At 62.6% G+C, this 25,091-nt stretch carries 23 protein-coding genes; 8 read left to right on the forward strand and 15 right to left on the reverse strand.

The window, feature by feature from the left end; all coding sequences use genetic code 11:
• Nucleotides 1–19: 19 nt before the first annotated feature.
• Nucleotides 20–3,115 (reverse strand): multidrug efflux RND transporter permease subunit, encoded by a 3,096-nt coding sequence (locus C4J94_RS05295; RefSeq protein WP_124385209.1) that lies wholly within the window; start codon nt 3,113–3,115, stop codon nt 20–22.
• The gene (locus C4J94_RS05300; RefSeq protein WP_124385210.1) at nt 3,112–4,278 is read right to left on the reverse strand and encodes an efflux RND transporter periplasmic adaptor subunit; all 1,167 of its coding nucleotides are present in this window, start codon (nt 4,276–4,278) and stop codon (nt 3,112–3,114) included. The genes C4J94_RS05295 and C4J94_RS05300 overlap by 4 nt, the downstream gene beginning before the upstream one ends.
• Nucleotides 4,279–4,483: 205 nt before the next feature.
• On the opposite strand from C4J94_RS05300, the gene C4J94_RS05305 reads away from it, so the two are divergent.
• Together C4J94_RS05305 and C4J94_RS05310 are read left to right on the forward strand one after the other, a co-directional pair.
• Nucleotides 4,484–4,717 carry a hypothetical protein gene (locus C4J94_RS05305; RefSeq protein WP_124385211.1) on the forward strand — a complete coding sequence of 78 codons (234 nt, stop codon included), beginning with the start codon at nt 4,484–4,486 and terminating at the stop codon, nt 4,715–4,717.
• A gap of 165 nt (nt 4,718–4,882) precedes the next feature.
• Entirely contained in the window at nt 4,883–5,692 is an 810-nt protein-coding gene (locus tag C4J94_RS05310; protein ID WP_124385212.1) for a transporter substrate-binding domain-containing protein, read from the forward strand.
• Here C4J94_RS05310 and C4J94_RS05315 read toward each other — a convergent pair.
• From C4J94_RS05315 to C4J94_RS05335, 5 genes are all read right to left on the reverse strand, one after another.
• Complete coding sequence (locus C4J94_RS05315; protein ID WP_124385213.1) at nt 5,670–6,413, reverse strand: YkgJ family cysteine cluster protein; 744 nt, start codon at nt 6,411–6,413, stop codon at nt 5,670–5,672. The two genes, C4J94_RS05310 and C4J94_RS05315, sit on opposite strands and share 23 nt — an antisense overlap.
• 107 nt (nt 6,414–6,520) lie before the next feature.
• Nucleotides 6,521–7,003, reverse strand: coding sequence for an N-acetyltransferase (locus C4J94_RS05320; protein ID WP_124385214.1), 483 nt, complete (start codon nt 7,001–7,003; stop codon nt 6,521–6,523).
• Nucleotides 7,004–7,006: 3 nt separating this feature from the next.
• Nucleotides 7,007–7,909, reverse strand: coding sequence for a chemotaxis protein CheV (locus tag C4J94_RS05325; protein WP_124385215.1), 903 nt, complete (start codon nt 7,907–7,909; stop codon nt 7,007–7,009).
• 201 nt (nt 7,910–8,110) lie between these two features.
• Nucleotides 8,111–9,085, reverse strand: a complete 975-nt coding sequence (locus tag C4J94_RS05330) for a D-glycerate dehydrogenase (protein WP_124385216.1) — start codon at nt 9,083–9,085, stop codon at nt 8,111–8,113.
• A gap of 123 nt (nt 9,086–9,208) precedes the next feature.
• A complete protein-coding gene (locus C4J94_RS05335) occupies nt 9,209–10,177 on the reverse strand; it encodes a LysR family transcriptional regulator (protein WP_124385217.1) in 969 nt (322 codons plus the stop codon).
• A gap of 184 nt (nt 10,178–10,361) precedes the next feature.
• Between C4J94_RS05335 and C4J94_RS05340 the strand changes: the two genes are divergently transcribed.
• Genes C4J94_RS05340 through C4J94_RS05355 form a run of 4 tightly spaced genes read left to right on the forward strand, consistent with a single transcriptional unit; the run spans nt 10,362 to nt 15,134 of the window.
• Nucleotides 10,362–11,873: an efflux transporter outer membrane subunit gene (locus C4J94_RS05340; RefSeq protein WP_124385218.1), complete on the forward strand. Its 1,512-nt coding sequence runs from the start codon at nt 10,362–10,364 to the stop codon at nt 11,871–11,873.
• 10 nt (nt 11,874–11,883) lie between these two features.
• Nucleotides 11,884–14,073: an FUSC family protein gene (locus C4J94_RS05345; RefSeq protein WP_124385219.1), complete on the forward strand. Its 2,190-nt coding sequence runs from the start codon at nt 11,884–11,886 to the stop codon at nt 14,071–14,073.
• On the forward strand, nt 14,063–14,263 hold the full coding sequence (locus C4J94_RS05350; protein WP_124385220.1) for a DUF1656 domain-containing protein: 201 nt from the start codon (nt 14,063–14,065) through the stop codon (nt 14,261–14,263). Before C4J94_RS05345 ends, C4J94_RS05350 begins: the two co-directional genes overlap by 11 nt.
• A 10-nt stretch (nt 14,264–14,273) precedes the next feature.
• Entirely contained in the window at nt 14,274–15,134 is an 861-nt protein-coding gene (locus tag C4J94_RS05355) for an HlyD family secretion protein (RefSeq protein ID WP_124385221.1), read from the forward strand.
• 221 nt (nt 15,135–15,355) lie between these two features.
• Here the strand turns inward: C4J94_RS05355 and C4J94_RS05360 are convergent, their stop codons facing one another.
• Nucleotides 15,356–15,757, reverse strand: coding sequence for a DUF4440 domain-containing protein (locus tag C4J94_RS05360; RefSeq protein WP_124385222.1), 402 nt, complete (start codon nt 15,755–15,757; stop codon nt 15,356–15,358).
• Nucleotides 15,754–16,938 carry an MFS transporter gene (locus C4J94_RS05365; RefSeq protein ID WP_124385223.1) on the reverse strand — a complete coding sequence of 395 codons (1,185 nt, stop codon included), beginning with the start codon at nt 16,936–16,938 and terminating at the stop codon, nt 15,754–15,756. Before C4J94_RS05365 ends, C4J94_RS05360 begins: the two co-directional genes overlap by 4 nt.
• A gap of 111 nt (nt 16,939–17,049) precedes the next feature.
• Here C4J94_RS05365 and C4J94_RS05370 point away from each other — a divergent pair, with 111 nt between their 5' ends.
• The gene (locus C4J94_RS05370; protein ID WP_124385224.1) at nt 17,050–17,907 is read left to right on the forward strand and encodes a LysR family transcriptional regulator; all 858 of its coding nucleotides are present in this window, start codon (nt 17,050–17,052) and stop codon (nt 17,905–17,907) included.
• Here C4J94_RS05370 and C4J94_RS05375 read toward each other — a convergent pair.
• Nucleotides 17,904–18,716, reverse strand: coding sequence for an SDR family oxidoreductase (locus C4J94_RS05375; protein WP_124385225.1), 813 nt, complete (start codon nt 18,714–18,716; stop codon nt 17,904–17,906). The genes C4J94_RS05370 and C4J94_RS05375 overlap by 4 nt on opposite strands.
• 14 nt (nt 18,717–18,730) lie before the next feature.
• Entirely contained in the window at nt 18,731–19,195 is a 465-nt protein-coding gene (locus C4J94_RS05380; RefSeq protein ID WP_124385226.1) for a multidrug transporter, read from the reverse strand.
• A 205-nt stretch (nt 19,196–19,400) separates the two neighbouring features.
• Between C4J94_RS05380 and C4J94_RS05385 the strand changes: the two genes are divergently transcribed.
• On the forward strand, nt 19,401–19,871 hold the full coding sequence (locus C4J94_RS05385) for a hypothetical protein (protein ID WP_124385227.1): 471 nt from the start codon (nt 19,401–19,403) through the stop codon (nt 19,869–19,871).
• Nucleotides 19,872–19,975: 104 nt separating this feature from the next.
• On the opposite strand, the gene C4J94_RS05390 is transcribed toward C4J94_RS05385, so the two are convergent.
• The 4 genes from C4J94_RS05390 to C4J94_RS05410 form a co-directional block, all read right to left on the reverse strand.
• The gene (locus tag C4J94_RS05390; protein ID WP_124369708.1) at nt 19,976–21,427 is read right to left on the reverse strand and encodes a mannose-1-phosphate guanylyltransferase/mannose-6-phosphate isomerase; all 1,452 of its coding nucleotides are present in this window, start codon (nt 21,425–21,427) and stop codon (nt 19,976–19,978) included.
• A gap of 222 nt (nt 21,428–21,649) precedes the next feature.
• Entirely contained in the window at nt 21,650–22,306 is a 657-nt protein-coding gene (locus tag C4J94_RS05400) for an alginate O-acetyltransferase AlgF (protein ID WP_124385228.1), read from the reverse strand.
• Between the two features lie 16 nt (nt 22,307–22,322).
• Nucleotides 22,323–23,510: an alginate O-acetyltransferase gene (locus C4J94_RS05405; RefSeq protein WP_124385229.1), complete on the reverse strand. Its 1,188-nt coding sequence runs from the start codon at nt 23,508–23,510 to the stop codon at nt 22,323–22,325.
• An 11-nt stretch (nt 23,511–23,521) separates the two neighbouring features.
• Entirely contained in the window at nt 23,522–25,054 is a 1,533-nt protein-coding gene (locus tag C4J94_RS05410; RefSeq protein ID WP_124385230.1) for an MBOAT family protein, read from the reverse strand.
• Nucleotides 25,055–25,091: the final 37 nt, after the last annotated feature.

Consider the following 25,091-nt stretch of genomic DNA (forward strand, 5'->3'; position numbering starts at 1 on the left):
CCTGGGCGGGGCCTTGGCCTCAGTGTGGGGTCGCCAGCGGGAGCGCTGGTGTGGGCCGATGGAAAAACTTTTCAAGGTACAAGTATATGACCGGCGTGGTGAACAGCGTCAGCGCCTGGCTCACCAGCAAGCCGCCGACCACCGCGATGCCCAATGGCTGGCGCAGCTCCGCGCCGGGGCCTGAACCGAGCATCAAGGGCACCGCGCCCAGCAGGGCGGCGAGGGTGGTCATGATGATCGGCCGGAACCGCGTCACACAGGCCTCGTAGATCGCTTCCTCAGGCGCCAGGCCGCGTACGCGTTGGGCCTCCAGGGCGAAGTCGATCATCAGGATGCCGTTTTTCTTGACGATACCAATCAGCAGCACCAGGCCGATGAGCGCCATGATCGAAAAATCCTGCCCCAACAGCCACAGCATGATCAGCGCACCCAGGCCCGCCGAGGGCAAGGTGGAAATGATCGTCAGCGGGTGCACGAAGCTCTCGTACAGCACGCCCAGGATGATATAGACCGCGACCAGTGCCGCGAGGATCAGCCAGGGCTGGCTGGCCAGCGAACTCTGGAACGCCTGCGCCGCGCCCTGGAAATTGCCGATGATGGTACTGGGCATGCCAATCTCGTTCTTGGCCTGGTTGAGCATGATCACTGCATCCCCCAGCGCCACGCCGGGGGCCAGGTTGAACGACAGGTTGGCGGCGGGGAACATGCCGTCATGGCTGATGGACAACGGCCCCACACTGGGCGGGTCGACCCTGGCCAGCGCCGACAGCGGCACCATCTCGTTGGTCAGCGGCGAGCGCAGGTAGAAATAGTTCAGGCTCTCCGCCTTGCCGCGCTGTTGGCGGTCCAGCTCCAGCACCACTTGGTACTGGTTGATCTCGGTCTGATACTCGTTGATCTGGCGCTGGCCAAAGGCGTCATAGAGGGCCTGGTCGACGTCGGTGGCGGTCAGGCCGAAACGTGCGGCGGCCTGGCGGTCGATGCTGATGTGGGTGATGCTGCCGCCCAGTTGCAGGTCGTTGGACAGGTCGCGGAACGCCGGGTTGCCGCGCAGTTTTTCGGTGAGGCGCTGGGTCCAGGTGTTCAGCGTCGGGCCGTCGTTGCTCTTGAGCACATACTGGTACTGGGCGCGGCTGGGGCCGGAGCTCAAGTTGATGTCCTGGCCGGCGCGCAGGTACAACACGATGCCTGGCACCTTCGCCAGTTGCGGGCGGATGCGGTCGATGAACTGGCTGGCGGAAACGTCGCGGTCAGCGCGGTCTTTCAGGGCAATCCAGAAGCGGCCGTTGGCGATGGTCTGGTTGCTGCCGGTGACACCCACGGAGTGGGAGAAGGCTTGCACCGCCGGGTCGGCCTTGACGATGTCGGCCAGTGCCTTGTGCTTGGCGACCATGTCCGGGTACGACACATCGGCCGCCGCCTCGCTGGTGCCGAGCACAAAGCCGGTGTCCTGCACCGGGAAAAATCCCTTGGGGATAAAGACGTAGCCGACCACGGCCAGGGCCAGGGTCACCACGAAGATCGCCGCCATGGTGCGTTGATGGGCCAGGGCACGCCGCAGGTTGCGCGCATAACCGGCCAGCAGGCGCTCGCTGAAGGTGGGTTTGGCGTGGGCGTGATGGGTCGGCGCACGCATGAACAGCGCGGCGAGGGTGGGCGCCAGGGTCAGCGAGACCACCACCGAAATCAGGATGGTCGAGGTGGCCGTCAGCGCAAATTCCTTGAACAGCCGCCCGACCACGCCGCCCATGAACAGCAGCGGAATAAATGCCGCCACCAGCGAGAAGCTGATGGATACCACGGTAAAGCCGATTTCACCCGAGCCCTTGATCGCCGCTTCGCGCTTGCCCAGGCCCGCCTCCAGGTGACGGTGAATGTTCTCCACCACCACAATCGCATCGTCCACCACAAAGCCCACGGCAATCACGATGGCCACCAGGGTCAGGTTGTTCAAGCTGAAGCCCATCACATACATCAGCGCGAAACTGGCCACCAGCGATACGCCGAGCACGGCAGACACAATCAGCGTCGCCGACAGTTGGCGCAGGAACAACGCCATCACCGCCACCACCAGCAGGATGGCGATCAGCAGGGTCATTTCCACTTCATGCAGTGAGGCGCGGATGGTCTTGGTGCGGTCGGTCAATACGCTGACCTGCACCGTGGCCGGCAGCATGGCTTCCAGGCGCGGCAGTGCTTGCTGGATGCGGTCGACCGTGTCGACGATGTTCGCCCCCGGCTGGCGCGAAATCACCAGGTTGACCCCCGGTGTATCGCCGGACCAGGCCTGTACGTAGGCGTTTTCCGAACCGTTGATGACCTTGGCGATATCGCGCAGCTGCACCGGCGCGCCGTTCTTGTAGGACACGATCAACTGGCCGTATTCGTCGGGGTGAAACAATTGATCGTTGGTCGCCAGGGTCGACACGCTGTTGGCGCCGTAGATCGCGCCTTTGGCCAGGTTCAGGCTTGACTGCTGGATGGCCAGGCGAATGTCCGCCAGCGTCAGGCCGACCGCCGCGAGTTTGTCGGGGGAGGCCTGCACGCGAATCGCCGGGCGCTGCTGGCCGGTGATGTTGATCTGGCCGACGCCGTCGATCTGGCTGATCTGGCGCGCCAGCAAGGTTTCCACGTAGTCGCTCAGTTCGGTGCTCGGCATGCTGTCGGAGCTGACGCTGAGGATCAGTACCGGGCTGTCGGCCGGGTTGACCTTCTTCCAGGTCGGTAGGCTTGGCATATCGCTGGGCAGCTTGCCCGATGCGGTGTTGATCGCGGCCTGGACTTCCTGGGCGGCGGTGTCGATGCTTTTGTCCAGGGTGAACTGCAGGGTCAAGAGGCTTGAGCCCAGGGCGCTGCTGGAGGTCATCTGGGTCATGCCGGGGATGGCGCTGAATTGCACTTCAAGCGGAGTCGCCACCGACGAGGCCATGGTGTCCGGGCTGGCGCCGGGCAGCTGGGCGGTGACCTGGATCGTCGGAAATTCCGCTTCCGGCAGTGGCGCCACGGCCAGGCGCGGGAAGGCAATGATCCCCAGCAGCACCAGCGCAAAGGTCAGCAGCAGGGTGGCGACCGGGTGATCGACACACCAGGCCGAGGGCGAGCGGCTGCCGCTCATGGCTGCACCTTGGCGTCAGCGGTCTGGATCACTTGCGGCGGTTCCTTGAGCACCTCCACCTGGGCGCCGGCCTTGAGCCGCGACTGGCCATCGCTGACCAGCAGGTCCCCGGCCTGCACGCCCTTGATGATGTTCACCGCGCTGTTCTGGTAGGTGACCTGCACGGGCACCACTTCCACCTTGTCACCGTTCAACCGGTACACGAAATGCGAGTCCAGGCCACGCTGCACCACCGTCGGCGGCACCACCAGAGCGTTCTTGTCGATGGCGGTCTGGATCTTGATGGTCACCAGCTGTCCCGGCCACAGCTTCTGCGCGCTGTTCGGGAACTCGGCCTTGGCGCGCAGGGTGCCGGTGGTGGAGCTGATCTGGTTGTCGATCAGGCTCAAGTGGCCCTCAGCCAACAGGTCGCCGGTCTGGCCGTCGGTATCGGCCCCGAGGTAGGCATCGACGCTGGCTCTGTCGGGGGCGGCGATCAGGCCCTGCAGGGTCGGCAGCATTTGCTGGGGCAGGGAGAACTCAACGGCGATCGGGTCGATCTGGGTGACGGAGAACAACCCTTGGGTATCGCTCATGCGCAGGAAGTTGCCTTCATCCACCGTGCGAATGCCGACGCGCCCACTGACGGGAGAGCGAATCTGAGTATAGGAAAGTTGCACCAGAGCCGAATCAATCGCGGCCTGGTTACCCTGCACGGTGGCCTTGAGTTGGTTCACCAGTGCCTGCTGCTGATCGTAGGTCTGCTTCGACACGCCGTCGTCGACACTCAGTTCCTTGTAGCGCTTGAGGTTGATCAGCGCCACTTGCAGCTGCGCCTGGCTCTCCCCCAGTTGCGCCCTGGCCTGGTCGAGACTGGCGCGGATCGAGCGGTCATCGATGCTTGCCAGCAGGTCGCCGGCCTTCACCTGCTGGCCCTCCTTGACCCGCAGCTGCGTGAGGATGCCGTCGATCTGCGGGCGGATTACCACGCTGTGCAATGACAACACTGAACCAATGCCGCTGACGAACCGCGGAACATCCTGTTGCGCAACGCTCACCACGCGTACCGGAATCGCACTGGGTGCCGCCAGCCTGGCCTTGGCGGGTCGGGTCAAGGTCCAGGCGGCGATTGCCAGAACCAGGAGGGCGCCCACCAGCAGGGCCGTGTTTCGTTTTATGTGCATAGGAGGAGCGCCGGAGGTGCAGCTGCAAGCCGCAAGCTGCAAGTTTGTGTGAGTGCCTTATAACCCGATAAGCCGGTCAGTACGGTGACTGCAAACTGACAGCAGCGACAGCTGAGCGATTTTACCGTGCGGCGTGAAGCTTACCGCTGAAAGCTCCGGCCCCGTATACTCACGGCTTTACACCCTTTGCTGTGCCGGAGCACTTATGACTTCCCCGATCCAACCCCCCGTTGACGCGGCCGACTCCGTCGATTCGGTCGATGCCGACGGCGTAGAAAAAGCCGAAATCCCGGCGTTCAAGTTTCCCTTCAAGCCAGGTGAGCTGGCCGGGGCCAAGCAAGCTGCCCAGCCTTGGTACAAAGGCGGCGCCAAGAATGGCCACACCAAAACGCCAGGCATGGCGCCGCCGGGTACGCGCCGTTCAATGGGTAAACGTTGAGAGTAAGACTCAGGCGCACCGTATAGGCTGTTGCCTACAACGTGCGTCGATATTTCTGCTTGTAGGTCCGCGACCGTTTCTTGAAAGCTTGCCCAGCATCGCCGCGCCCTGATCATCCGTATCGGGACATGGCGACGCCGCTCTCTTCGGAAAAGGACGTTTCCCGTGGCCCTGATACATCTCTGTGTGGCACTTGCCCTCTTGCTGTCCGTGGAGGCCTTGGCCGCACCCGAGCCGCCGCGACGCGAAATTCGCTTCGCTGTTGCCGCGCATTTCCCGCCCTTTCAAAGCCGCAATCGACAAGGGCAATTGGTGGGGCTCAATATCGAACTGGGTACCGCCCTGTGCGTGCAGCTCAATGTGCATTGCACCTGGGTCGACCAGGTCGTCATGGAAAACTTCCCCGCCCTCGACGCCAGGCAATTTGACGCGATCATGGGGATGGCTCCTACCTTGAGTCGGCAGCAGTGGGTCAATTTCAGCGATGACCTCTACCCAATCACCACTCGGCTGGTGGCACGCAAAACTTCCGGCTTGAGCCCCGACCGGCGCTCACTCAAAGGCAAGCGGGTCGGGGTTCTGGTCAGGAGCAACCGCGAAGCCTTTGCCCTGTCGCAGTGGGCGCCGGCGGGCGTGATCATCGAGAGCTACTGGCTCAATGACCAACTGGTGCGCAGCCTGGTGGCGGGCGAGATCGATGCGACGCTGCAGGGCGCGGTGGAAATCCGCGAGGCATTGCTCGATACGCCTGAAGGGATGGCTTTCGACTTCCTGGGCCCCCCGGTGTCGTCTGACCTATTGGGCAACAGCGTCGCGATCGCACTGCGCAAAACCGATACCTTGTTGCGCGCTGAACTCAACCATGCCCTTGAAGAGCTCAAGCAAAACGGCGAATACCAGCGCATCCTCCAGCCCTACCGCCTCGACACGACCCCGATCAACCCCCCGAATCTCAAGCCGCCCGCAACGGGATAAACGCGTAGTTGGCCGGCACCTCGGTGGCAATCTGCGCGCCGGCATCCAGCAGTTGTTCGGCAATGTCCATCCCCGAGACATGAAACACCCACTCATTGGCCGTGATGGGCTGGGTGGTTGCCAGCGTAATGGCTTGGGTAAACGCCTGCATGTCCGGCAGGTACGCCGTGAAGCCGTCGCCCTTGAGCGCTGTGGTACGGATCCCCAACAAGGCACACACGGCCTCTTTGGTCTGCACATCGTCACGGTCGGCCTGGCGTGAACGGCGAATCAATTCAGCCAGTTCAGCATCCATCAGCTCGCCGCCGACAATCAACGCCGGCCCCTGTTCCCACGATTCTGGCGGGCATTCCTTGGCGCTCGGGTTCAGCGGAATGTGCGGATTGATCTCCATCGGATAGATCCGACACACCAGCGGGCGTCGTTCGTAGATGCTGCAGCGATTGTCATCGTCAAGATTCCGACAGCGTCCGGCGTTGTAGGCGGCGAAGGTGATTGCCACCCATGCCTGGGTGTCGCCGCTGGGCACCACCACTGAACGGCGTTCGGCATGTTCGCGCTGCTGCTGGGGCAAACCCAGGCCGCTGGCGAGGAAACCTTCAACCAGAACAATCACATTGCCGCCGTCCGCCGCCCAGTGTCGGGCTTCGTCGAGGGTCAGGGGCACGTGGTGATCGGAGCAGCATTTGCCGCAACCTACGCAGGAAAAGTGAGTGTTCATGGCGGATCTTTTACCAGGCAAGGTCAGAGGGCAGGCTGAGCAGTGACGGGTTTTTACCTCTATTCACTGCCTGGGCTCTCTGAAAGCAAGTTATGCGCCAGTGAAGGTCAGTCCTCGGCTAGCACGTCGCGTAGGACGAATCGCATGCCTGTGCTTTCATACAGCTGCCGAGCGCGCAGATTAGTTTCCCGCACCTTGAGATCCACATAAGGTTCGCCGCGCTGTTTGAATATGTGGAAGGCATGAAGCAACAACGCTCGGCCAAGCCCCTGGCCCTGGGCGCAGGGATGTACCGACAGGTTCCTGATAAAGGCACTGGTCCAGCAGTGGGCCACGCCGAGAATGCCGTCGGCGTTACTGGCCACCAGGCATAGCATGGGGTCGAACTCGGCATCGGTAACGAATTGCCGGCGCCATTGCTCAAGGCTCGCGACACGGCCACCGCCCTGATCCTGGGTCATGCGCAACACCGCGTGAATCGCCGGGGCCAGTTCATCGCGGTAGTGATCCAGCTGCGTATTGGCCGGCCACTGCGGTGCGGGCAGGCTGCCGGTAAGGTCGCGTCGCAGCAGCTGGAAATACTCAGCCAAGGTTCACAAACCCTGTTGCGCCACGGTTTGCGCCGCCACCACCAGGCACTTGGTCAGCTCGGGAGATGAAAACTTGGTCAGCACCGCATCGGCACCGGCCAGGCGCGCTTTTTCACTGTTCATCGCACTGTCCAGGGAGGTGTGCAGTAGCACGTAGAGCTGTTGGAAGTCGGGGGTTTCGCGCAAGGTGCGGGTGAGGGCATAGCCGTCCATCTCGGACATTTCGATGTCTGACACCACCACATTGATTTGCTCGCCGGTGCCTTGCAGCTCCAGCAGCACATCGATCGCCTCTTTGGCGCTGCGCGCGGTGTGACAGGTCAGGCCGAGGTTGCGCAGGGTGTGCACCGATTGCTGCAGCGCCACCTGGCTGTCGTCGACCACCAGGATACGGGCATGGCCGAGCACCTCGGCCTCTTCCATGGTCAGGTCGGTCGGTGCGGCTTCTATCGGCGCCGGGGCGATGCCATGGATGACTTTCTCGATATCCAGCACCTGCACCAGGCCACCTTCCACCTGGGTCACCCCGGTGATAAATGCGCGATTGCCGCCGGAGCCATAGGGCGGTGGGCGGATATCGGTGGTCAGGCAATGCACGATCTTGCTCACCGCCTGCACATGCAGGCCCTGCTTGGAACGGCTGATATCGGTGACGATCAGGCAACCGCCGTCCGGGTCCTGCAACGGCATCTCGCCCAGGGCGCGGCTGAGGTCGATCACGGCCAGCGAGTTACCGCGCAAGGTGGCAATGCCTTTGACGTGGGGGTGCGACTCCGGCAGTTTGGTCAGCGGAGGGCAGGGGATGATTTCGCTGACTTTCAGCAGGTTGATCGCCATCAGCTTGCCGCTGCGCAAGGTAAAGAGCAGAAGCGACAGTGAGTCTGCGCGGGCTTTGGTGGTGGACATAAAAACCTTCTGTGGATCAGGGGTGGCGATCTATGGAAGGTTATCGACCCTCCCACGAAAAACTAAAGGTGTGACCTGTGGCGAGGGAGCTTGCTCCCGCTGGGCTGCGAAGCGGCCCCAAAAAGCCTGGGAGCGCTGCGCACTCCAGCGCGAGCAAGCTCGCTCGCCACAACAAGCGCGCTCCTACAGTTGGGCGGGGTGTCAGCCCTTCCACACCTGCGGATTTACCAGGTCCTGCGGGCGTTGGCCGAGCAAGGCGCTACGCAGGTTGTCGAGGGCGCGGTTGGCCATGGCTTCGCGGGTTTCGTGGGTTGCAGAACCGATGTGCGGCAGGGTCACCGCATTGCTCAATTGAAACAGTGGCGACTCGGCCAGCGGCTCCTTCTCATACACATCCAGCCCGGCGCCACGAATGCGCTGGGTTTGCAGGGCCTCGATCAGCGCGGGTTCGTCCACCACCGGGCCACGGGAGATGTTGATCAGGATCGCACTGGATTTCATCAGCCCCAGCTCGCGGCGGCTGATCAGGTGGCGGGTCTTGTCGCTCAACGGCACCACCAGGCACACGAAATCCGCCTCGGCCAGCAACTGCTCCAGGCTGCGAAACTGTGCGCCCAGTTCCTGTTCCAGCGCGCTCTTGCGGCTGTTGCCGCTGTAGAGGATCGGCATATTGAAGCCCAGGCGCCCGCGCCGGGCCACGGCGGCGCCGATATTGCCCATGCCGACGATGCCCAGGGTCTTGCCGTGCACATCGCAGCCAAACAACGGTGCGCCGACGCTGGCTTTCCACTGGCCGGCCTTGGTCCAGGCGTCCAGCTCGGCCACGCGGCGCGCGCTGCTCATCAACAGGGCGAAGGCCAGGTCGGCGGTGCTTTCGGTAAGCACGTCCGGGGTGTTGGTGAGCATGATCCCGCGTTCATTGAAGTACGCGACGTCGTAGTTGTCGTAGCCCACCGACACACTGGATACCACCTCAAGCTTGCCTGCGCTTTCAAGCTGTTCGCGGCCCAGCTTGCGGCCTACACCGATCAGGCCGTGGGCATGGGGCAGGGCTTCGTTGAATTGGGCGTTGATGTCGCCCAGCTTGGGGTTGGGGGCGATTACCTCGAAATCCTGTTGCAGGCGTTCGATCATTGGCGGGGTGACACGGCTGAAGGCCAGGACAGTCTTTTTCATGGCAGGCGGGCTCATCGACTACGGAAGAATGCCAAGCAAGCTAACATATTGTCAGGACCCCGTTGAACCCATGTGGGAGGGGGCAAGCCCCCTCCCACATGGGTACTTATTGCCAGCCAGGAATCAGTTGGCCAAACGTGCACCGCTGAGGCTGCCGCTTAGCTCGTACGCCACCAGTTCGGCCTGATGCGCCGCGAGGATCTCCGGCAACGAACCGCGCAAGTATTCCACCCAGGTCTTGATCTTCGCATCCAGGTATTGGCGCGACGGGTAGATGGCGTACAGGTTCAGCTCCTGGGAACGGTAGTTGGGCATTACCCGCACCAGCGTGCCGTTGCGCAAACCTTCTATCGCGGCATACACCGGCAGCAGGCCGACACCCATGCCGCTGGTGATCGCGGTTTTCATCGCGTCGGCCGAGTTGACCAGGAACGGCGAACTGTTCACTGCAACGCTTTCCTGGCCTTCGGGCCCGTTGAAGGTCCATTTGTCCAGCTGGATCACCGGGCTGACCAGCCGCAGGCAGGCGTGATTGAGCAGGTCCTGGGGCCGTTGTGCGCAGCCCTTGGCTTTGACGTATTCCGGCGAAGCACAGGCGATGCTGTAGGTGATGCCCAGGCGCTGCGAGACGAAACCGGAGTCCGGCAGCTCGCTGGCCAGCACGATGGATACGTCATAACCCTCATCGAGCAGGTCCGGCACGCGGTTGGCGAGGGTCAGGTCGAAGGTGACGTCGGGGTGGGTGCGGCGGTAGCGGGCAATCGCGTCGATCACGAAATGCTGACCGATGCCGGTCATGGTGTGCACTTTCAGTTGCCCGGCCGGGCGCGCATGGGCGTCGCTGGCTTCTGCCTCGGCTTCCTCGACGTAGGCGAGGATCTGCTCGCAGCGCAGCAAATAGCGTTTGCCGGCCTCGGTCAGCGCGATGCGGCGGGTGGTGCGGTTGAGCAAGCGGGTTTGCAGGTGGGCCTCAAGGTTGGAGACCGCGCGCGAGACGTTGGCAGTGGTAGTGTCCAGTTGCACGGCGGCGGCAGTGAAGCTGCCGGCCTCCGCAACGCAACTGAAGGCGCGCATGTTTTGCAAAGTGTCCATGGGGTGTTCTCAAGGGAGATAGCAAATTGTGACAGAAAGTTACGCCGTCCAGTGATCCCTACCAACGGATTATCGCCTTAACGGTAACAAAGATTCACAGGAATGACAGCTTATCGGCGCTCACCGTGCCCCCTAGAATTGCGCCACCTCTCCCGGCAACACCCACCTCAGGAATTCGCAAGCCGTGCCGCGTCGCATCAGCAGAGAGCTGAAGACTCTCAGTGTTTGGGCTTTATCGTTAGCAATCAGCGGCTGCATCGGAACCGGAGGCATCGGCCCACAGGCCGAGTCCCTTGACGCCAACCATCTGGCCACCGACGAAGCGATCCAGAGCGCCGCCAGCGACGCTCACTGGCCCACCGTCCACTGGTGGCAGGCCTACGGCGATCCGCAACTGGACCGCTGGGTCGAACTCGCCACGCAAGGCAGCCCCACGATGGCCATGGCCGCCGCACGGGTGCGTGAGGCACGGGCCATGGCCGGGGTGGCTGAGTCGGCCGAGTCCCTGCAGATCGACAGCGACACTGCCCTCAAACGCCACAACTGGCCGAAGGATCAGTTCTACGGCCCCGGCGAACTGAGCGGTGCCACTACCTGGGATAACAACTCGTCCCTGGGCTTGAGTTACGCACTTGACCTGTGGGGCCGCGAAAGCAATGCCACCGAGCGTGCCGTCGACCTGGCCCACATGAGCGTCGCCCAAGCGCGTCAAGCCCAGCTCGAACTGCAGAACAACGTGGTGCGCGCCTATATCCAGCTGTCCCTGCATTACGCCAATCGCGACATCGTCGCCGCCACATTGACCCAGCAAGAGCAGATTCTTGACCTGGCAAACAAGCGCCTGGACGCCGGGCTCGGCACGCACTTGGACGTCAGCCAGGCACAAACCCCGTTGCCGGAAACCCACCGTCAGTTGGACGCGCTCGATGAGGAGATTGCCCTGAGTCGCAACCAACTGGCGGCGCTGGCCGGCAAAGGTCCGGGGGAGGGCGCGCAGTTGCAGCGCCCACGCCTGTCGCTCGCCGCCGCGCTCAAATTGCCGTCGAATTTGCCCGCGCAATTGCTCGGCCAGCGTCCGGATGTGGTTGCCAGTCGCTGGCAGGTGGTAGCGCAGGCGCGTGGCATCGACGTCGCCCATGCAGGCTTCTACCCCAACGTCGACCTGGTCGGCAGCCTGGGTTTCATGGCCACTGGTGGCGGCATGCTGGCGTTTCTTGCAGGCAAGAAATTCAGTTACAACGCAGGTCCCGCCATCACCCTGCCGATCTTCGACGGTGGGCGCCTGCGGGCGCAGCTGGGTGAAGCCAGCGCCGGTTATGACAGCGCCGTGGCGCATTACAACCAGACCCTGGTCAATGCGCTCAAGGTCATCAGCGACCAGTTGATCCGCCGCGAGTCCATGGACAAACAGGCCTCGTTCGCCGCGCAATCGGTGGCGTCGGCGCAGAAAACCTACGACATCGCGACCATCGCCTACCAACGCGGCCTCACCGACTACCTCAATGTGCTGAACGCCCAGACCCAGCTGTTTCGCCAGCAGCAGGTCGAGCAACAGGTGCAGGCCGCCCGCCTGAGTGCTCACGCCGAACTGGTGACCGCCCTGGGCGGTGGCCTGGGTGCCGGTGACGACGTACCGCAGGACGGCAAGACCCTCCCCAGCAAGACTCCGGCGGCGCTGGCCGTGTTCGATCACTGAGTAGATAGCGATGACTCCCTTGCCTGCCCCCCTGCGCTGGCTGCACTCGCTGGAGTGGCGCCGTGGTTTTTTCGACTGGGCGCGCAGCGATGGCGTGACCTGGGTGTACATCTTCAAGGTGCTGCTTGCTGCGTTCCTCACGCTGTGGCTGGCGATGCGCCTGGAACTGCCGCAGCCGCGCACCGCCATGATCACGGTGTTTATCGTGATGCAACCGCAGAGCGGCCAGGTGTTTGCCAAGAGCTTTTACCGCTTCCTCGGCACGCTGGCGGGGTCGGCGGTGATGGTGCTGCTGATCGCGTTGTTTGCGCAGAACACTGAACTGTTCCTCGGCGCCCTGGCCATCTGGGTGGGGATCTGCACCGCGGGTGCCACGCGCAACCGTAACTTTCGCGCCTATGGCTTCGTGCTTGCCGGCTACACGGCGGCGATGGTCGGCTTGCCGGCCCTGGCCCACCCGGACGGCGCCTTTATGGCGGCGGTGTGGCGAGTGCTGGAAATTTCCCTGGGCATTCTCTGTTCGACGCTGGTCAGCGCCGCGATCCTGCCGCAGACCTCCAGCGCCGCGATGCGCAATGCGCTCTATCAACGCTTTGGGGTGTTCGCACTGTTCGTCACCGACGGCCTGCGAGGTCGCAGCCAGCGCGAGGGGTTTGAAAGCACCAATGTGCGCTTTATCGCCGAGGCGGTGGGCCTGGAAGGCTTGCGCAGTGTCACGGTGTTCGAAGACCCGCACATGCGTCGGCGCAATGGCCGCCTCAGTCGCCTCAACAGCGAGTTCATGAGTATCACCACGCGCTTCAACGCGTTGCACCAATTGCTGGCGCGGCTGCGCGCCGACGAAGCCGATCACGTGGTGGCGGCGATAAAGCCCGGCTTGCAGGATTTGGCCGAAGTACTCGACGGCTTTTCCGGCCGAGCCCTGACCAGCCCCGACGCGGCGCGACTGGTCAGCCTGCTCAGCATCTACAAGGACAGCTTGCCCGCCAAGGTGCGCAGCCTGCGCGCGGGTTTCCAGGAAACTGACCCTACCGAAGCCGAACAACTGGACTTTCACACCGCCTACGAGCTGCTGTACCGCTTCGTCGACGACCTGCACAACTATGCGCAAACCCACGCGTCCCTGGCCGATCATCGCCACGCGCGGGAAGACTGGGACCAGGCCTATACGCCGAAAACCAATTGGCTGGCCTGCGCCGCCGCCGGCCTGCGTGCCTCGTTCATCCTGATCGTGCTCGGCAGTTACTGGGTAGCCACCGCCTGGCCCAGCGGCGCCACCATGACCTTGATCGCCGCCGCCACCGTTGGCTTGTCCGCTGCCACGCCCAACCCCAAGCGCATGGCCTTCCAGATGGCCTGCGGCACCTTGATCGGTGCGCTGGTGGGCTTTGTCGAAATGTTCTTCGTGTTTCCCCTGATCGATGGCTTCCCGCTGCTGTGCGTGATGCTCGCGCCAGTGATCATTTTTGGCGCCTTCCTCGCCTCGCGCCCGCAGTACGCCGGGGTCGGCGTGGGGCTGCTGATTTTCTTCAGCACCGGTTCGGTGCCGGACAACCTGACGGCCTACAACCCTTACAGCTTTATCAACGACTACATCGCTATGGTCATCGGCATGCTGGTGTGCGCGGCGGCCGGGGCGATCATCCTGCCGCCCAACAGCCGTTGGCTGTGGCGTCGCCTCGAACAGGACCTGCGCGAGCAAGTGGTGTATGCGATCAGCGGCAAGCTCAAGGGCCTGGCGTCGAGTTTCGAAAGCCGCACCCGTGACCTGCTGCACCAGGCCTATGGCCTCGCCGCCGGCCAGCCGCAGGTGCAGCGCGATCTGCTGCGCTGGATGTTCGTGGTGCTGGAGGTCGGCCACGCGATCATCGAATTGCGCAAGGAACAGGCGATCCTGCCGGTGCATCCGGCGTACGCCGAATCCCAGCCCTGGCGCCAGGCAATCCGCGTAATGGGACGCTCGCTGGTGCGGCTGTTCCTGCAGCCCAGCGCCAGCAACCTGGAGCGCGGGTTGATCGCCGTCGACCACGCAATCAGCCGCGTGCAGGCCACCGATGAACCCTTCGCCCCGCACTTCGATACGTCGGCCCTGCGCCGGGTAAAAAGCTACCTGCACTTTATCCGCACCTCGCTGCTCGACCCGCAATCGCCACTGGCGGCCCTCAAAGGCGCCACGCAAGGAGCCATGAATGCCTCGTGAAATCGCCTTCCACGGCATTTATATGCCGAGCATGACCCTGATGTTCCTGATCGCGGCTGCCCTGGCCTGGGCCCTGGACCGCTGCCTGGCGGGGTTGGACCTGTACCGGTTTTTCTGGCACCCGGCGTTGCTGCGCCTGAGCCTGTTCGTTTGCCTGTTCGGCGCCCTGGCGCTGAGCGTCTACCGTTGAGAATGCCCCGATGAAAAAGTTTTTCAGCCTGCTCGCAACCCTGCTGGTGCTGGCGTTGGCGATCTGGATTGGCCGCACGCTGTGGGTGCACTACATGGAAACACCCTGGACCCGCGACGGCCGTGTGCGTGCCGATATCATCAACGTCGCGGCCGACGTGACCGGCGAAGTGGTGGACGTGCCGGTACGCGATAACCAGTTGGTGAAGAAAGGCGACTTGCTGATGCAGATCGACCCCGAGCACTACCGCATTGCGGTCAAACAGGCGCAGTCGCTGGTGGCTTCACGCAAGGCCACCTGGGAAATGCGCAAGCTCAACGCCCACCGCCGCGCCGACCTCGATGCCCTGGTGATTTCCCGGGAAAACCGCGACGACGCCAGCAACATCGCCGACTCGGCCCTGGCCGATTACCAGCACGCGCTGGCGCAACTGGAAGCGGCTGAACTGAATCTGAAACGCACGCACGTGGTGGCGGCGGTGGACGGCTATGTCACCAACCTCAATGTGCACCGCGGCGACTATGCGCGCATCGGCGAGGCGAAGATGGCCGTGGTAGACATGAACTCGTTCTGGGTCTACGGCTTCTTCGAAGAAACCAAGCTGCCTCACGTGAACGTTGGCGACAAAGCCGATATGCAATTGATGAGCGGCGAGACCCTCAAAGGCCACGTGGAAAGCATCTCCCGTGGCATCTACGATCGCGACAACCCCGAGAGTCGCGAGCTGATCGCCGATGTGAACCCGACGTTCAACTGGGTACGCCTGGCCCAGCGCGTGCCGGTGCGCATTCACATCGATGAAGTGCCGGACGGCGTGCTGTTGGCGGCCGGCATCACCTGCACCGTGATCGTCAATCCAACACAAAACTAAAATGTGGGAGGGGGCAAGCCCTAATGCCAGTTAGTTAAGAAGCAGCAGAAGCGAGAAGCATCTGTGGCGAGGGAGCTTGCTCCCGCTGGGCCGCGAAGCGGCCCCAAACAATGGGCCTGCTGCGCAGTCCAGCGCGAGCTTGCTCCCTCGCCACAGGTTTGGTGTTCGCCTTAACTGACTGGCAATTAGAGCTTGCCCCCCTCCTACATTCTTTAATCGAGTCAGGCCTTGATAAAGGTCTCGTGCAGATGCCGCCACAACAGCGCGCCACTGGCCTGCTTCTCGAACACCACCGTGGCCCGTCGATCGGTCTGGGTGCCGCTGTCGTCGATCTGATGTTCGCGGTAGGTCACCGTCGCACCGCGTGCATGCCGGTCAATTCCGCTCATTTCGCTCAGGGTGATTTTCAAGCCGGGTCGCATCCCACCCAGGCGCGTGAACAGTGCGTTAACGCCTGCCGCGTTGACCCTTGTGCCGGTGGCAGGGGCCACCATGCTGAACTCCGGCGAGAAGCGCGCCAGCAGATTCTGCAAGGTGCCCTCAGGCGCGACGCCGGCAAACCATTGCTCGATCTCGACGTGGGTCTGGATCACTTCTTCAAAAAAATCGCTGTAGTCAATCATCGGTCAGGCTCGCTGGCAGGGTGAAGCAGTGCGTGCACGCTGGGCGTATCGAGGCGCAGCACTGCGAAGAGAGGCAGCAGGGTCAGGGCTGCGGCTATCGTGAAGGTTATGGCGAAAGAATCCAAGGTCGACAGCACGGCGCTGAGCAGGGCGGCCCCGAGGCAGAAACTCACTTGCCGGTTGATATTCCACAAGGCGCTGGCGTGCCCCATGCGTTCGCTGGGGATATCGAGAAAGGCCAGGGTCTGCGCGGTGCTGCTGCACAGGCTGCCGCCCAGGCCCATCAGGGCATAGGCGGGAATAATCAGGGCGGGCTGGTTGAGCAGCAGGATGCCGCTGCATTGCAGTGCCATGCCCGCCAGCAGCAGCGGTTTGGGGCCGCACTGATTGAACAGTTTTTTACTGAGGTAAATCGCCAGTGCCGAGGCCAGTGCCCATGGCAGCATCAGCGCGCCGGTCTGGGTGGCGTCAAAGCCTAGGCCGCGCACGTACAGAATGGCGATCAGGCTGGTGCCGATAAATACGCCGGGAATGCACAGGTAGACCAGCATGGCCACGCGCAGCATCGGGCTGGCGAGTGGTGTGACCAGGCTGCCCAGCGCCAGGCGCGGGCGCACCGTCACGGGCACGTCAGGTTTTATCCACAGCCACGCCAGCGCCAGGGTGATCAAGGCCAGCGGCAGGTTGGCGTAGAAGATCCAGCGCCAGGACAGGCTGTCGACAATCACCCCGCCCAGCGCCGGGGACAATGCCGGCACCAGCAGCGCGACCGACATCACCCGCGCCGTCAGTTGGCTGCGCTGCGCCGCTGGAAAGTGTCGGTAGGCCATGGCTTGCCCCACGGGAATCAGCAAGCCGCCGCCCAAGCCTTGCAGGGCGCGCCAGCCGATCAGCGCGTCGATGCTTGCGGCCTGGCCCACCAGCATGGAGGCCCCGGCGAACAACAGCAGGCTCATCGCAATCAGTGTCCGTTCGCCCACCATCGCCGCCAGCCATACGCTCAACGGAATGATCAGCGTCAGCCCGAGCATGTAGGCGTTGCTGATCCATGCCAGTTGCGTGACCGAGGCGTGCAGTTCGACGGCGATATCCGGGTAGGCGACGGTGGCGACAAACATGTTCACCAGGTCCAGGGCGAAGCCCAGTAGAAAGATCCAGGCAACTTTCGAGCGGTAGGTCATGAACGCGATCCTGCGAGTGGAGCGGGCAGGGTAGGCAAGTTACCGGGCTTGGGATACGCCGGTTTGCCTGCTAGTTTGTCAAAAATATTTTGACAAAGGAGCCGGTCAGCCATGGTCAGTCTGGATCGATTCGACACGTTCAAAGCGGTGGTCGAGGCGGGATCGCTCACCGCTGCAGCGGATTTGCTAGGGCAGACGCGGGCGGTGGTCAGCTTCAATCTCAAGCGCCTGGAGGCGGAACTCGGCGTTACCCTGCTCACGCGTAACACCCGCCAGTTGGCACTGACCGACGCGGGTGAACGTTTTTACCTGCGCTGCACGCGCATGCTCGAAGAGGCCCACCTGGCCGTGGAAGAGGCCCGCAGCGAGCATGCCCAGCTCAAAGGTACGCTGCGCGTCACCACCACCGTGGAATATGCCCTGGCCGTGGTGGCGCCGGCGGTGGAAGCCTTCCGGCATCTGCACCCGGACCTGAATATCCACTTATCCACTTCTTCCACCCACGCCGATCTGATTTCCGAGCGTTTTGATGTGGCGATTCGCTTGGGGCGCTTGCTGGACTCCAATCATCGCGCCGTGCAGTTGTCGACATTCGAGGTGTTGGCCGTTGCGGCACCGCAGTTTGCCGGGGTGCAAACCCTGGATGAGTTGGAGCAGGTGCCGAGGCTAGGCCATGGCCGGTTGACGGCATTGAGCCTGACCGACCCGGCTGGCGTCGAGCACCTCTACCGCGCTGGCCCTTGCGCGTTGGTGGCCGACAGCGCTGCGGTCCTCCAGGCATTTGCCGTGCGTGGCCATGGCGTGGCGATTCTGCCGCACTGGCTGGTGCAGGAGGACCTGGACGCGGGGCGGCTGGTGCGCGTACTGGCGGACCATCGATTCGCGCCCCAAGGGGTTTACGCGATGTATCCGGATACACGGCATTTGCCGCTTAAAGTGCGAGCGTTCATCGATTTCATGAAGGGTTAAAGGCGGCCACCCAAGCCAAAGCGCTTCTTCAACACCGTCTCCAGTAACGCCTTGGGCAACAGCGCCGCCATCAACGGCAAGGCGCGGCTGCCATTGCCCGCGCGCAACAGGCGCGGTGGCTGCGCGCGTTGCACGGCCTTGAGCACATCTGCGGCAAACTCGGTGGCCGGAGTGGGTTTGTCCTGGGAGGCCTGGCTGCGCGCACGAATGCCTTCGCGCAACGGCCACCAGGGTGACTGTTCGTTGATCAACAGCTCGGCCTGGGCGCCGGCATTTTTGGCAAAGTGCGTATTGATTGCGCCGGGCTGCACTTCCAGCACGCGCACGCCAAACGGCGCCAGTTCCATGCGCAGGGCGTCGCTCAACGCATGGACGGCGGCTTTGGATGCGCAATAGGCCCCGGCGAACGGGGTGACCAATACACCGGAGACGCTGCCGATATTAACGACCAGGCCTTTGCTGCGACGCAAGGCGGGAAACAGCGCCTGTGTCACGCCGACAATGGAAAACACATTGGTCTCGAACTGGCGTTGCATCGCCTCGGTGCCGCCATCGAGCAGCGGGCCCATGGCGCCGTAGCCGGCGTTGTTGACCAGCACATCCAGCTCACCCAATTGTTCGGCCAGGCGCTGCAAGGCAGCAGGGTCGTTGACGTCCAGCGGCATGGCGTTGAAGCCGGCAGCGGCCAGGGCGGCGACATCGTCGGTGCGGCGGGCGCTGGCCCACACGTCGTAGCCTGCGGCCTTGAAGGCGTCGGCCAGGGCGCGGCCGATGCCGCTGGAACAACCGGTGATCAGTACGTTGGGCATGGGGCAATCCTTTGTCAGTCCGAGAAACTGCCTTGCAGGCGCTCGGCACGAAACTCCAGGGTTTGTGGGCGGTAGCCGGGGCGCAATGGCGGGACGGGCAGGCAGTCGTCCCAGGTGGCGCCGGCCTGCAGTTCGCCGGGGCCGCGATAGCGGGGGGCAGCGTAAACGTTATCGGCCAGGTTCACCGTGTCGCCCGGTGCATAGGCGGCGACGCGCCAGCGCAACTCGGTCAGTGGGACGTCATTGCCGTTGTTCAGGGTCAGTTTCAGCGGGCGGTCGGCGGGGCATTCCTGCGCGGCGTAGCTGATGCGCAGTTCCAGGCGGGCCAGTTGCGCGGCTTCGCGGTTGTCCAGCCACACCACCCAGACGGCGACGCAGGCCAGGCCTGCCAACGCGGCCAGGGAGACCGGCAGGGCCTTGGCCGGATAACGCAGCAGCAGGACCAGCCAGGTGATGACCAGCAACACACCAAAGAACATACACATAACCTCGCACAGGGATAAAACATCCTACTCGGGGGGCGGGCCGATTGCCTATGGTGCGGCGATGCTTTCCCTCATGCAGAGGTATCTGTTTCCTCTGATGCAGGAACTGCATTGGGTGGTTTTGCCACAAACTATTTACAAGGAATGGCCGGAAAATTCAGGGAGATACCAACCTTAGATTGATGAAGTCAGGTGCTTTATGACCGTCTCGAACATTGCCACACCCGTATTGACCTCCCTCAGCGCACCGGTTGCCCCGCCACCGCCAGCGGTATTGGCAGCAATCACCCAAGCGCCCAGCCAAGAGCTCGGCTCAACGTCATTGCCGCGTATGCAGGACCTGGGGCTGACGAACTTGCGGCAGACCGTCATGCAAAGCCTCAGCGAGCAGATGAGTTCTCGCTTTCCCACAGCACTTAACGGCAACGACACCAAGGAAAAAGCCACTGGCGCCGCCATATCGGTGGCTGGCGCGGCGATGCAAGGCGTCGGAAGGCAGTTGTCCAGGTCGGGCGGTGCCGCCACGAAAATTGCGGGTGCAGCACTCACATGGATGGGTAGGGGCGCGGAGGAAGCCGGCAAGGACAGATACAGTAACGCGGGCGGCAGCAGTAACGGCAACTATAACGCCTATTCCCCATCGAACTGGGGTTCTAAAACACCGAGGTGATGAAAGCCATAGGCTTGGAGGCCTGCTGAAATGAAAAGCCCCCGCCTGACCGGCTGCGGATAGGGGACGCAGTCGGTCAGACGGGGGCTTCTCTTACGACTGTTTTACTGCGCGATAGTTTTCACCGAAACACCACGCTCAATCGGCGTCGAGCGACCGTAGATATCTTCGAACCGCTCGATATCGTCTTCGCCCAGGTAGCTGCCCGATTGCACTTCGATGATCTCCAGCGGGATCTTGCCCGGGTTGCGCAGGCGGTGCACCGAGGCGATCGGGATGTAGGTGGACTGGTTCTCGCACAGCAGGAACACGTTGTCGTCACAGGTCACTTCAGCGGTGCCGCTGACCACGATCCAGTGTTCGGCGCGGTGGTGGTGCATCTGCAGCGACAGGCACGCGCCCGGCTTGACCGAGATGTGCTTGACCTGGAACCGCCCGCCCATGTCCACCGAGTCGTAGGAGCCCCACGGACGGTAGACTTCGCAGTGGTTCTGGGTTTCGCTGCGGCCCTGCTCATTGAGGGTGTTGACCATCTGCTTGACGCCCTGGACCTTGTCCTTGTGGGCAATCATCATCGCGTCCTTGGTTTCCACCACCACGATGTTGTCCAGGCCGATCACCGAGACCAGCTTGCCGTTGCCGTGCACCATGCAGTTGCGACTGTCCTGGATGACCACGTCACCCTTGCTCACGTTGCCGTTGGCGTCCTTGTCGTTGACTGCCCACAGCGAGGCCCAGCAACCTACGTCGCTCCAGCCGGCGCTCAGTGGCACGACACAGGCGCGTTGGGTTTTTTCCATCACCGCGTAGTCGATGGAGTTGTCCGGGCAGCAGGCGAAGGTGGCTTCGTCGAAGGTCACGGTGTCGGCGGTCTGCTCGCTGCGCTCCAGGGTCAGCACGCAAGTGTCGTAGATGTCTGGATCGTGCTTTTTCAGCTCTTCCAGGAAGCGGCTGGCGCGGAACAGGAACATGCCGCTGTTCCAGAAGTAACCACCGCTTTTGACGAACTCGACGGCGCGTTTTTCATCGGGTTTTTCCACGAACTGCTGCACGCGGCTTACGCCTTCGGGCAGCAGCGAGTCGTTGGTGGACTTGATGTAGCCATAGCCGGTTTCCGGACGCGTGGCCGGTACGCCGAACAGCACCATTTCGCCGCGCTCGGCTGCCACAGTGGCCAGGGCCAGGGCACGTTGCAGGGCTTTCTGGTCGTCGATCACGTGGTCGGCGGGCAGCACCAGCATCAACTCGTCACGGCCTTCGTTGACCAGCATCATCGCGGTCAGGGCCACGGCCGGCGCGGTGTTGCGGCCGAACGGTTCCATCAGGATGCGTTGGCATTCAAGCTTACGCGCGCTCAACTGTTCGTTGACGATGAAGCGATGGTCTTTGTTGCAGACCACGATGGGGGAGTCCATGCCTTCGAATACCAGGCGCTCCAGGGTTTGCTGGAACAGCGTGTGCTCGCCGGTCAGGGCCAGGAATTGCTTGGGGAACTGTTTACGGGAAAGCGGCCAAAGACGTGAGCCGCTACCACCGGAAAGGATTACTGGGATCATGGGTGTTTCTCCTTGAATCAGTTTGGGTCAGAGCTACGAAGGTTTGTCGTTTCACTCTTGTTTTTGTCTCGATCCGAACCGGCGCCTCGATCCCCTGTAGGAGCGAGCTTGCTCGCGAAAAACCTGAGAGCACCGCGATAAACCAGAAGCGCTGCGTCATCGTTGACGTTCTTCGCGGGCAAGCCCGCTCCTACAGTAGATTGCGTTCAGTTCGGGAAATAATCAGCGGGTCGACACCGGGCGTTTCACCCAGACTGGCGACAGGCTCGAACCGGAACCGGTGACATACAGCACCGCCGCTTCACCCCGTTCCAGCGCAACCGGCTTCACATCGCCGACTTTCTTGTCACCGTCATACAGCGCCAGGCTGACCTTCACCGGGTTGATCTCACGTTCGCCACGGCCTTTGGCGGCCACCGACTTGACCACGTCGGTCTTGCCGTCAGCGGTTTTCAGGGTCAGGGCCTTGTCGCTGAGGTTCTGCACGCGCACCAGGGATTTCTGCTTGTTCTTGAACGGCGGCTCTTCGATCAGTTGCGGCTGGCCGCTGCTGTTGTTGACCAAGGTGTAGTAGTGATCGGCGGCGAGCTTGACCGGTACGGTCTGGCTACCGACCTTGGCGCTGTAGTCACCGCCCGGCATGAAGCTGAAGTCGCTGCTGGCCAGCGGTGCGACGTCGCTGAGGTTGGTGCTGCCCACGGTGGCGCTGACTTCCTGGTTGCTGGCGTTGTAGATGCGCACGAAGCTCGAACCTTTTGGCGCGGTCGGGCCGTAGAGCGCGGCGTCACCACCGGCGAGGGCAGACATCGATACGAAGCTCAGGCCGGCGGCGATAGCCAAGGTCTTGGCGAGACGACGAGGAGTTGTAGTGAAAGTCATGTGAGTTACCTCTCTTTCAGTTTTGCGCCCGGTCGGGCGTCTCGGGTTTCTGATTTTTAAAAGCAGGGGTGTTGCTTGCCATGTTCTGTTGGCGCGAACCGGCTTGTTTAAGCTGCGCAACCCACGCTGGGTCGGCATCACCGATTTCGTTGTTGATAGGCAGATAGCGTTCAGGGAACTCCCAGATCAGCACCTGCGGCGGGCTGTTCTTGAAATCGTCACTTTTCAGGTAGCTGAGCATCGGCAGGATCGGGCCGTGGCCGTCTTCGGCGTAGCTCACCACGTCGCTGCCCAGGGCTTGCTTGAGGGCGCCGACGAAGTTCCAGTTGGGGTTGGCGCTGTAGCTGGTGCCGACCAGGGCCACCGGGGTTTCGCTGTCGCTGAACAGCGCGTCGTCGCCCTGGGTTTGGGCCAGGTGGGTGACGCGTTTTTCCAACGGTTCTTTAGGCGGCATCAGGTTTTCGAACAGCGGGTCCAGCGGCAGGAACAGACGCAGGTCGCCTTTATGCGGTTCGGTCTTTTCCGCTTCGGTGACAAAGCGCTGCGGCTCGCCGCTGAGCGGGGTCTTGTCGGCAATCGCCTTGGCCAGTTGCTTGGCGGCGATTTCGGCACCGTCCGGGGTCCAGTGGGTGTCGGTGCGCAGGAACACTTGCTTGCCGCTCAGCTTGGCCTGTTGCAACGGGCCGAGCAGGTCAGGGGCAATGATGTTGTCCGCCGCGACACGGGCGTGGAAGTCCTGGTACAGGTTGGCGTGGACGCTCGCCGGTTTCACTTCGCCCAGATGCTCCGGATACAGGCGCACCTTGGCCGGCACGATCGCCATCACCAATTGGATGCCCTGGGCCTTGAGCTTCTGGCGCACGCCTTCGACCAGCGCGTAATTGCCTTGCAGGTTCTGGTCTTCGTTGACGGCAGGGTTGAACTCTTCGTCGCTGTACAACCAGTGATCGCGGCCCAGCACCACGCCAGGGCGGCCTTCATTGAACAGCTTGTAGTCCAGCGCCGCCCACAGGTTGGTGCCCAGGCGCTTGATCGGGAACTCGTCGTCGTAATGGGTCTCGACGGCCTTGGTCCAGCGGCCGTTGAGCACCGTTGCGTCGGCATTGGTGCTGAAGCCGAAGAAACTGCGCAGCGACCAGGCCCCCAGTGCCAACAGCAGCACCAGGAACAGGGCGATATAGAGGACGCGTAATGAACGGGTCATGGTCGGCTCCCTCAGAATTGGAAGTAAAGGAACGGCGAAAAGCTTTGCGCCGAGAGTTTCAGGATCGAGGCCACGAACAGCAGCAGCACCGCGGCGCGCATGGCGTAGCGTGGCCAGTCAGCGGTCCAGTAGGCCGGTTGCACGGCGGCGTCACGGCCCACGGTGAAGCCAGGCTCGTGGATGCTGCCGGGGTTGTCGCCGGGCACGGCCTTGATCAGGCTCGGATCGCTCGGCTTGGTTTTTTCGGCAGGGCGATTGGTGTAGAAATCGCGCAGGCCGAAGAACGCCAGCGTTGCGTAGGCCACCACCAGCGTCGCCACTTGCAGGCCGGTGAGGTTGGCGCGGTTGAGTTCCGACAGCGACCACTCGCCAAAGCTGAACATCGCACCGTACATACGCCCGGCGACGTGCAGGTTTTCGGCGCGGAAGATCACCCAGCCCATCACCACCAGCAGGAAGGTGAAGGCCCAGCGCAGCACATTGAAGCTGCGCGGCGCGGTGTTCAGGCCGATGGCTTTTTCAATCGCCAGCCACATGCCATGCCAGGCGCCCCAGACGATGTAGGTGATATTGGCGCCGTGCCACAGGCCTCCGAGCAGCATGGTCAGGAACAGGTTGCGGTAGGTGATCAGCGTGCCTTTGCGGTTGCCGCCCAGGGTGATGTACAGGTAGTCGCGCAGCCAGGTCGACAGGCTGATGTGCCAACGGCGCCAGAACTCGGTGATCGACTGGCTGATGTACGGCTGCTTGAAGTTTTCCATGAAGCGGAAACCCATCATCAAGCCCAGGCCGATGGCCATATCGCTGTAGCCGGAGAAGTCGAAATACAGCTGCGCGGTGTAGGCCAGCGCGCCGAGCCAGGCGTCGCCCGTGGTCGGGTTTTGCAGGGCGAAGCAATGGTCCGCGACCACCGCCAGCGTGTCGGCGATAAAGACCTTCTTGATGAAACCCTGCATGAACCGCGTGCAGCCCTCGGAGAACTTGTCGAGGGTGTGGGTGCGGTTGTTGAACTGGTCGGCCAGGTCACGGAAACGCAACACAGGGCCGGCGATCAAGTGCGGGAAGATCGCCACGAACGCCGCGAAGTCGATCAGGTTGCGGGTCGCTGGCGTATCGCCACGGTACACGTCGATGATGTAGCTGATGGACTCGAAGATGTAGAACGAGATACCGATCGGCAACAGCACGTGGGTGAGAATGAACGGCTCCAGGCCCATCGACTTCATCATCACGTTGATGCTGTCGACGCCGAAGTTGGCGTACTTGAAGTAGCCGAGGATGCACAGGTCGACCGCCACGCCAAGCAGCAGCCAGCGTTGGGCCGGCTTGGTGCGCACGCCCGCCGCACCGACCTTGAGGCCGATCCAGTAGTTCCACAGCGTGACGGCCGCGAACAGCGCCAGGAAGTCCACTCGCCACCAGGCGTAGAACACGTAGCTGGCGATCAGCAGCAGCAGATTGCGATAGCGTTGCCCGCTCAAGTAGTACAAGCCGAGAAAGATCGGCAAGAACAGAAACAGGAACACATTGGACGAGAAAACCATCCCGATCTCTCCATGTTTAACCAACAGTCAAGGGCCA

The organism is Pseudomonas sp. R5-89-07, assembly GCF_003851685.1.
Classification (GTDB): domain Bacteria; phylum Pseudomonadota; class Gammaproteobacteria; order Pseudomonadales; family Pseudomonadaceae; genus Aquipseudomonas.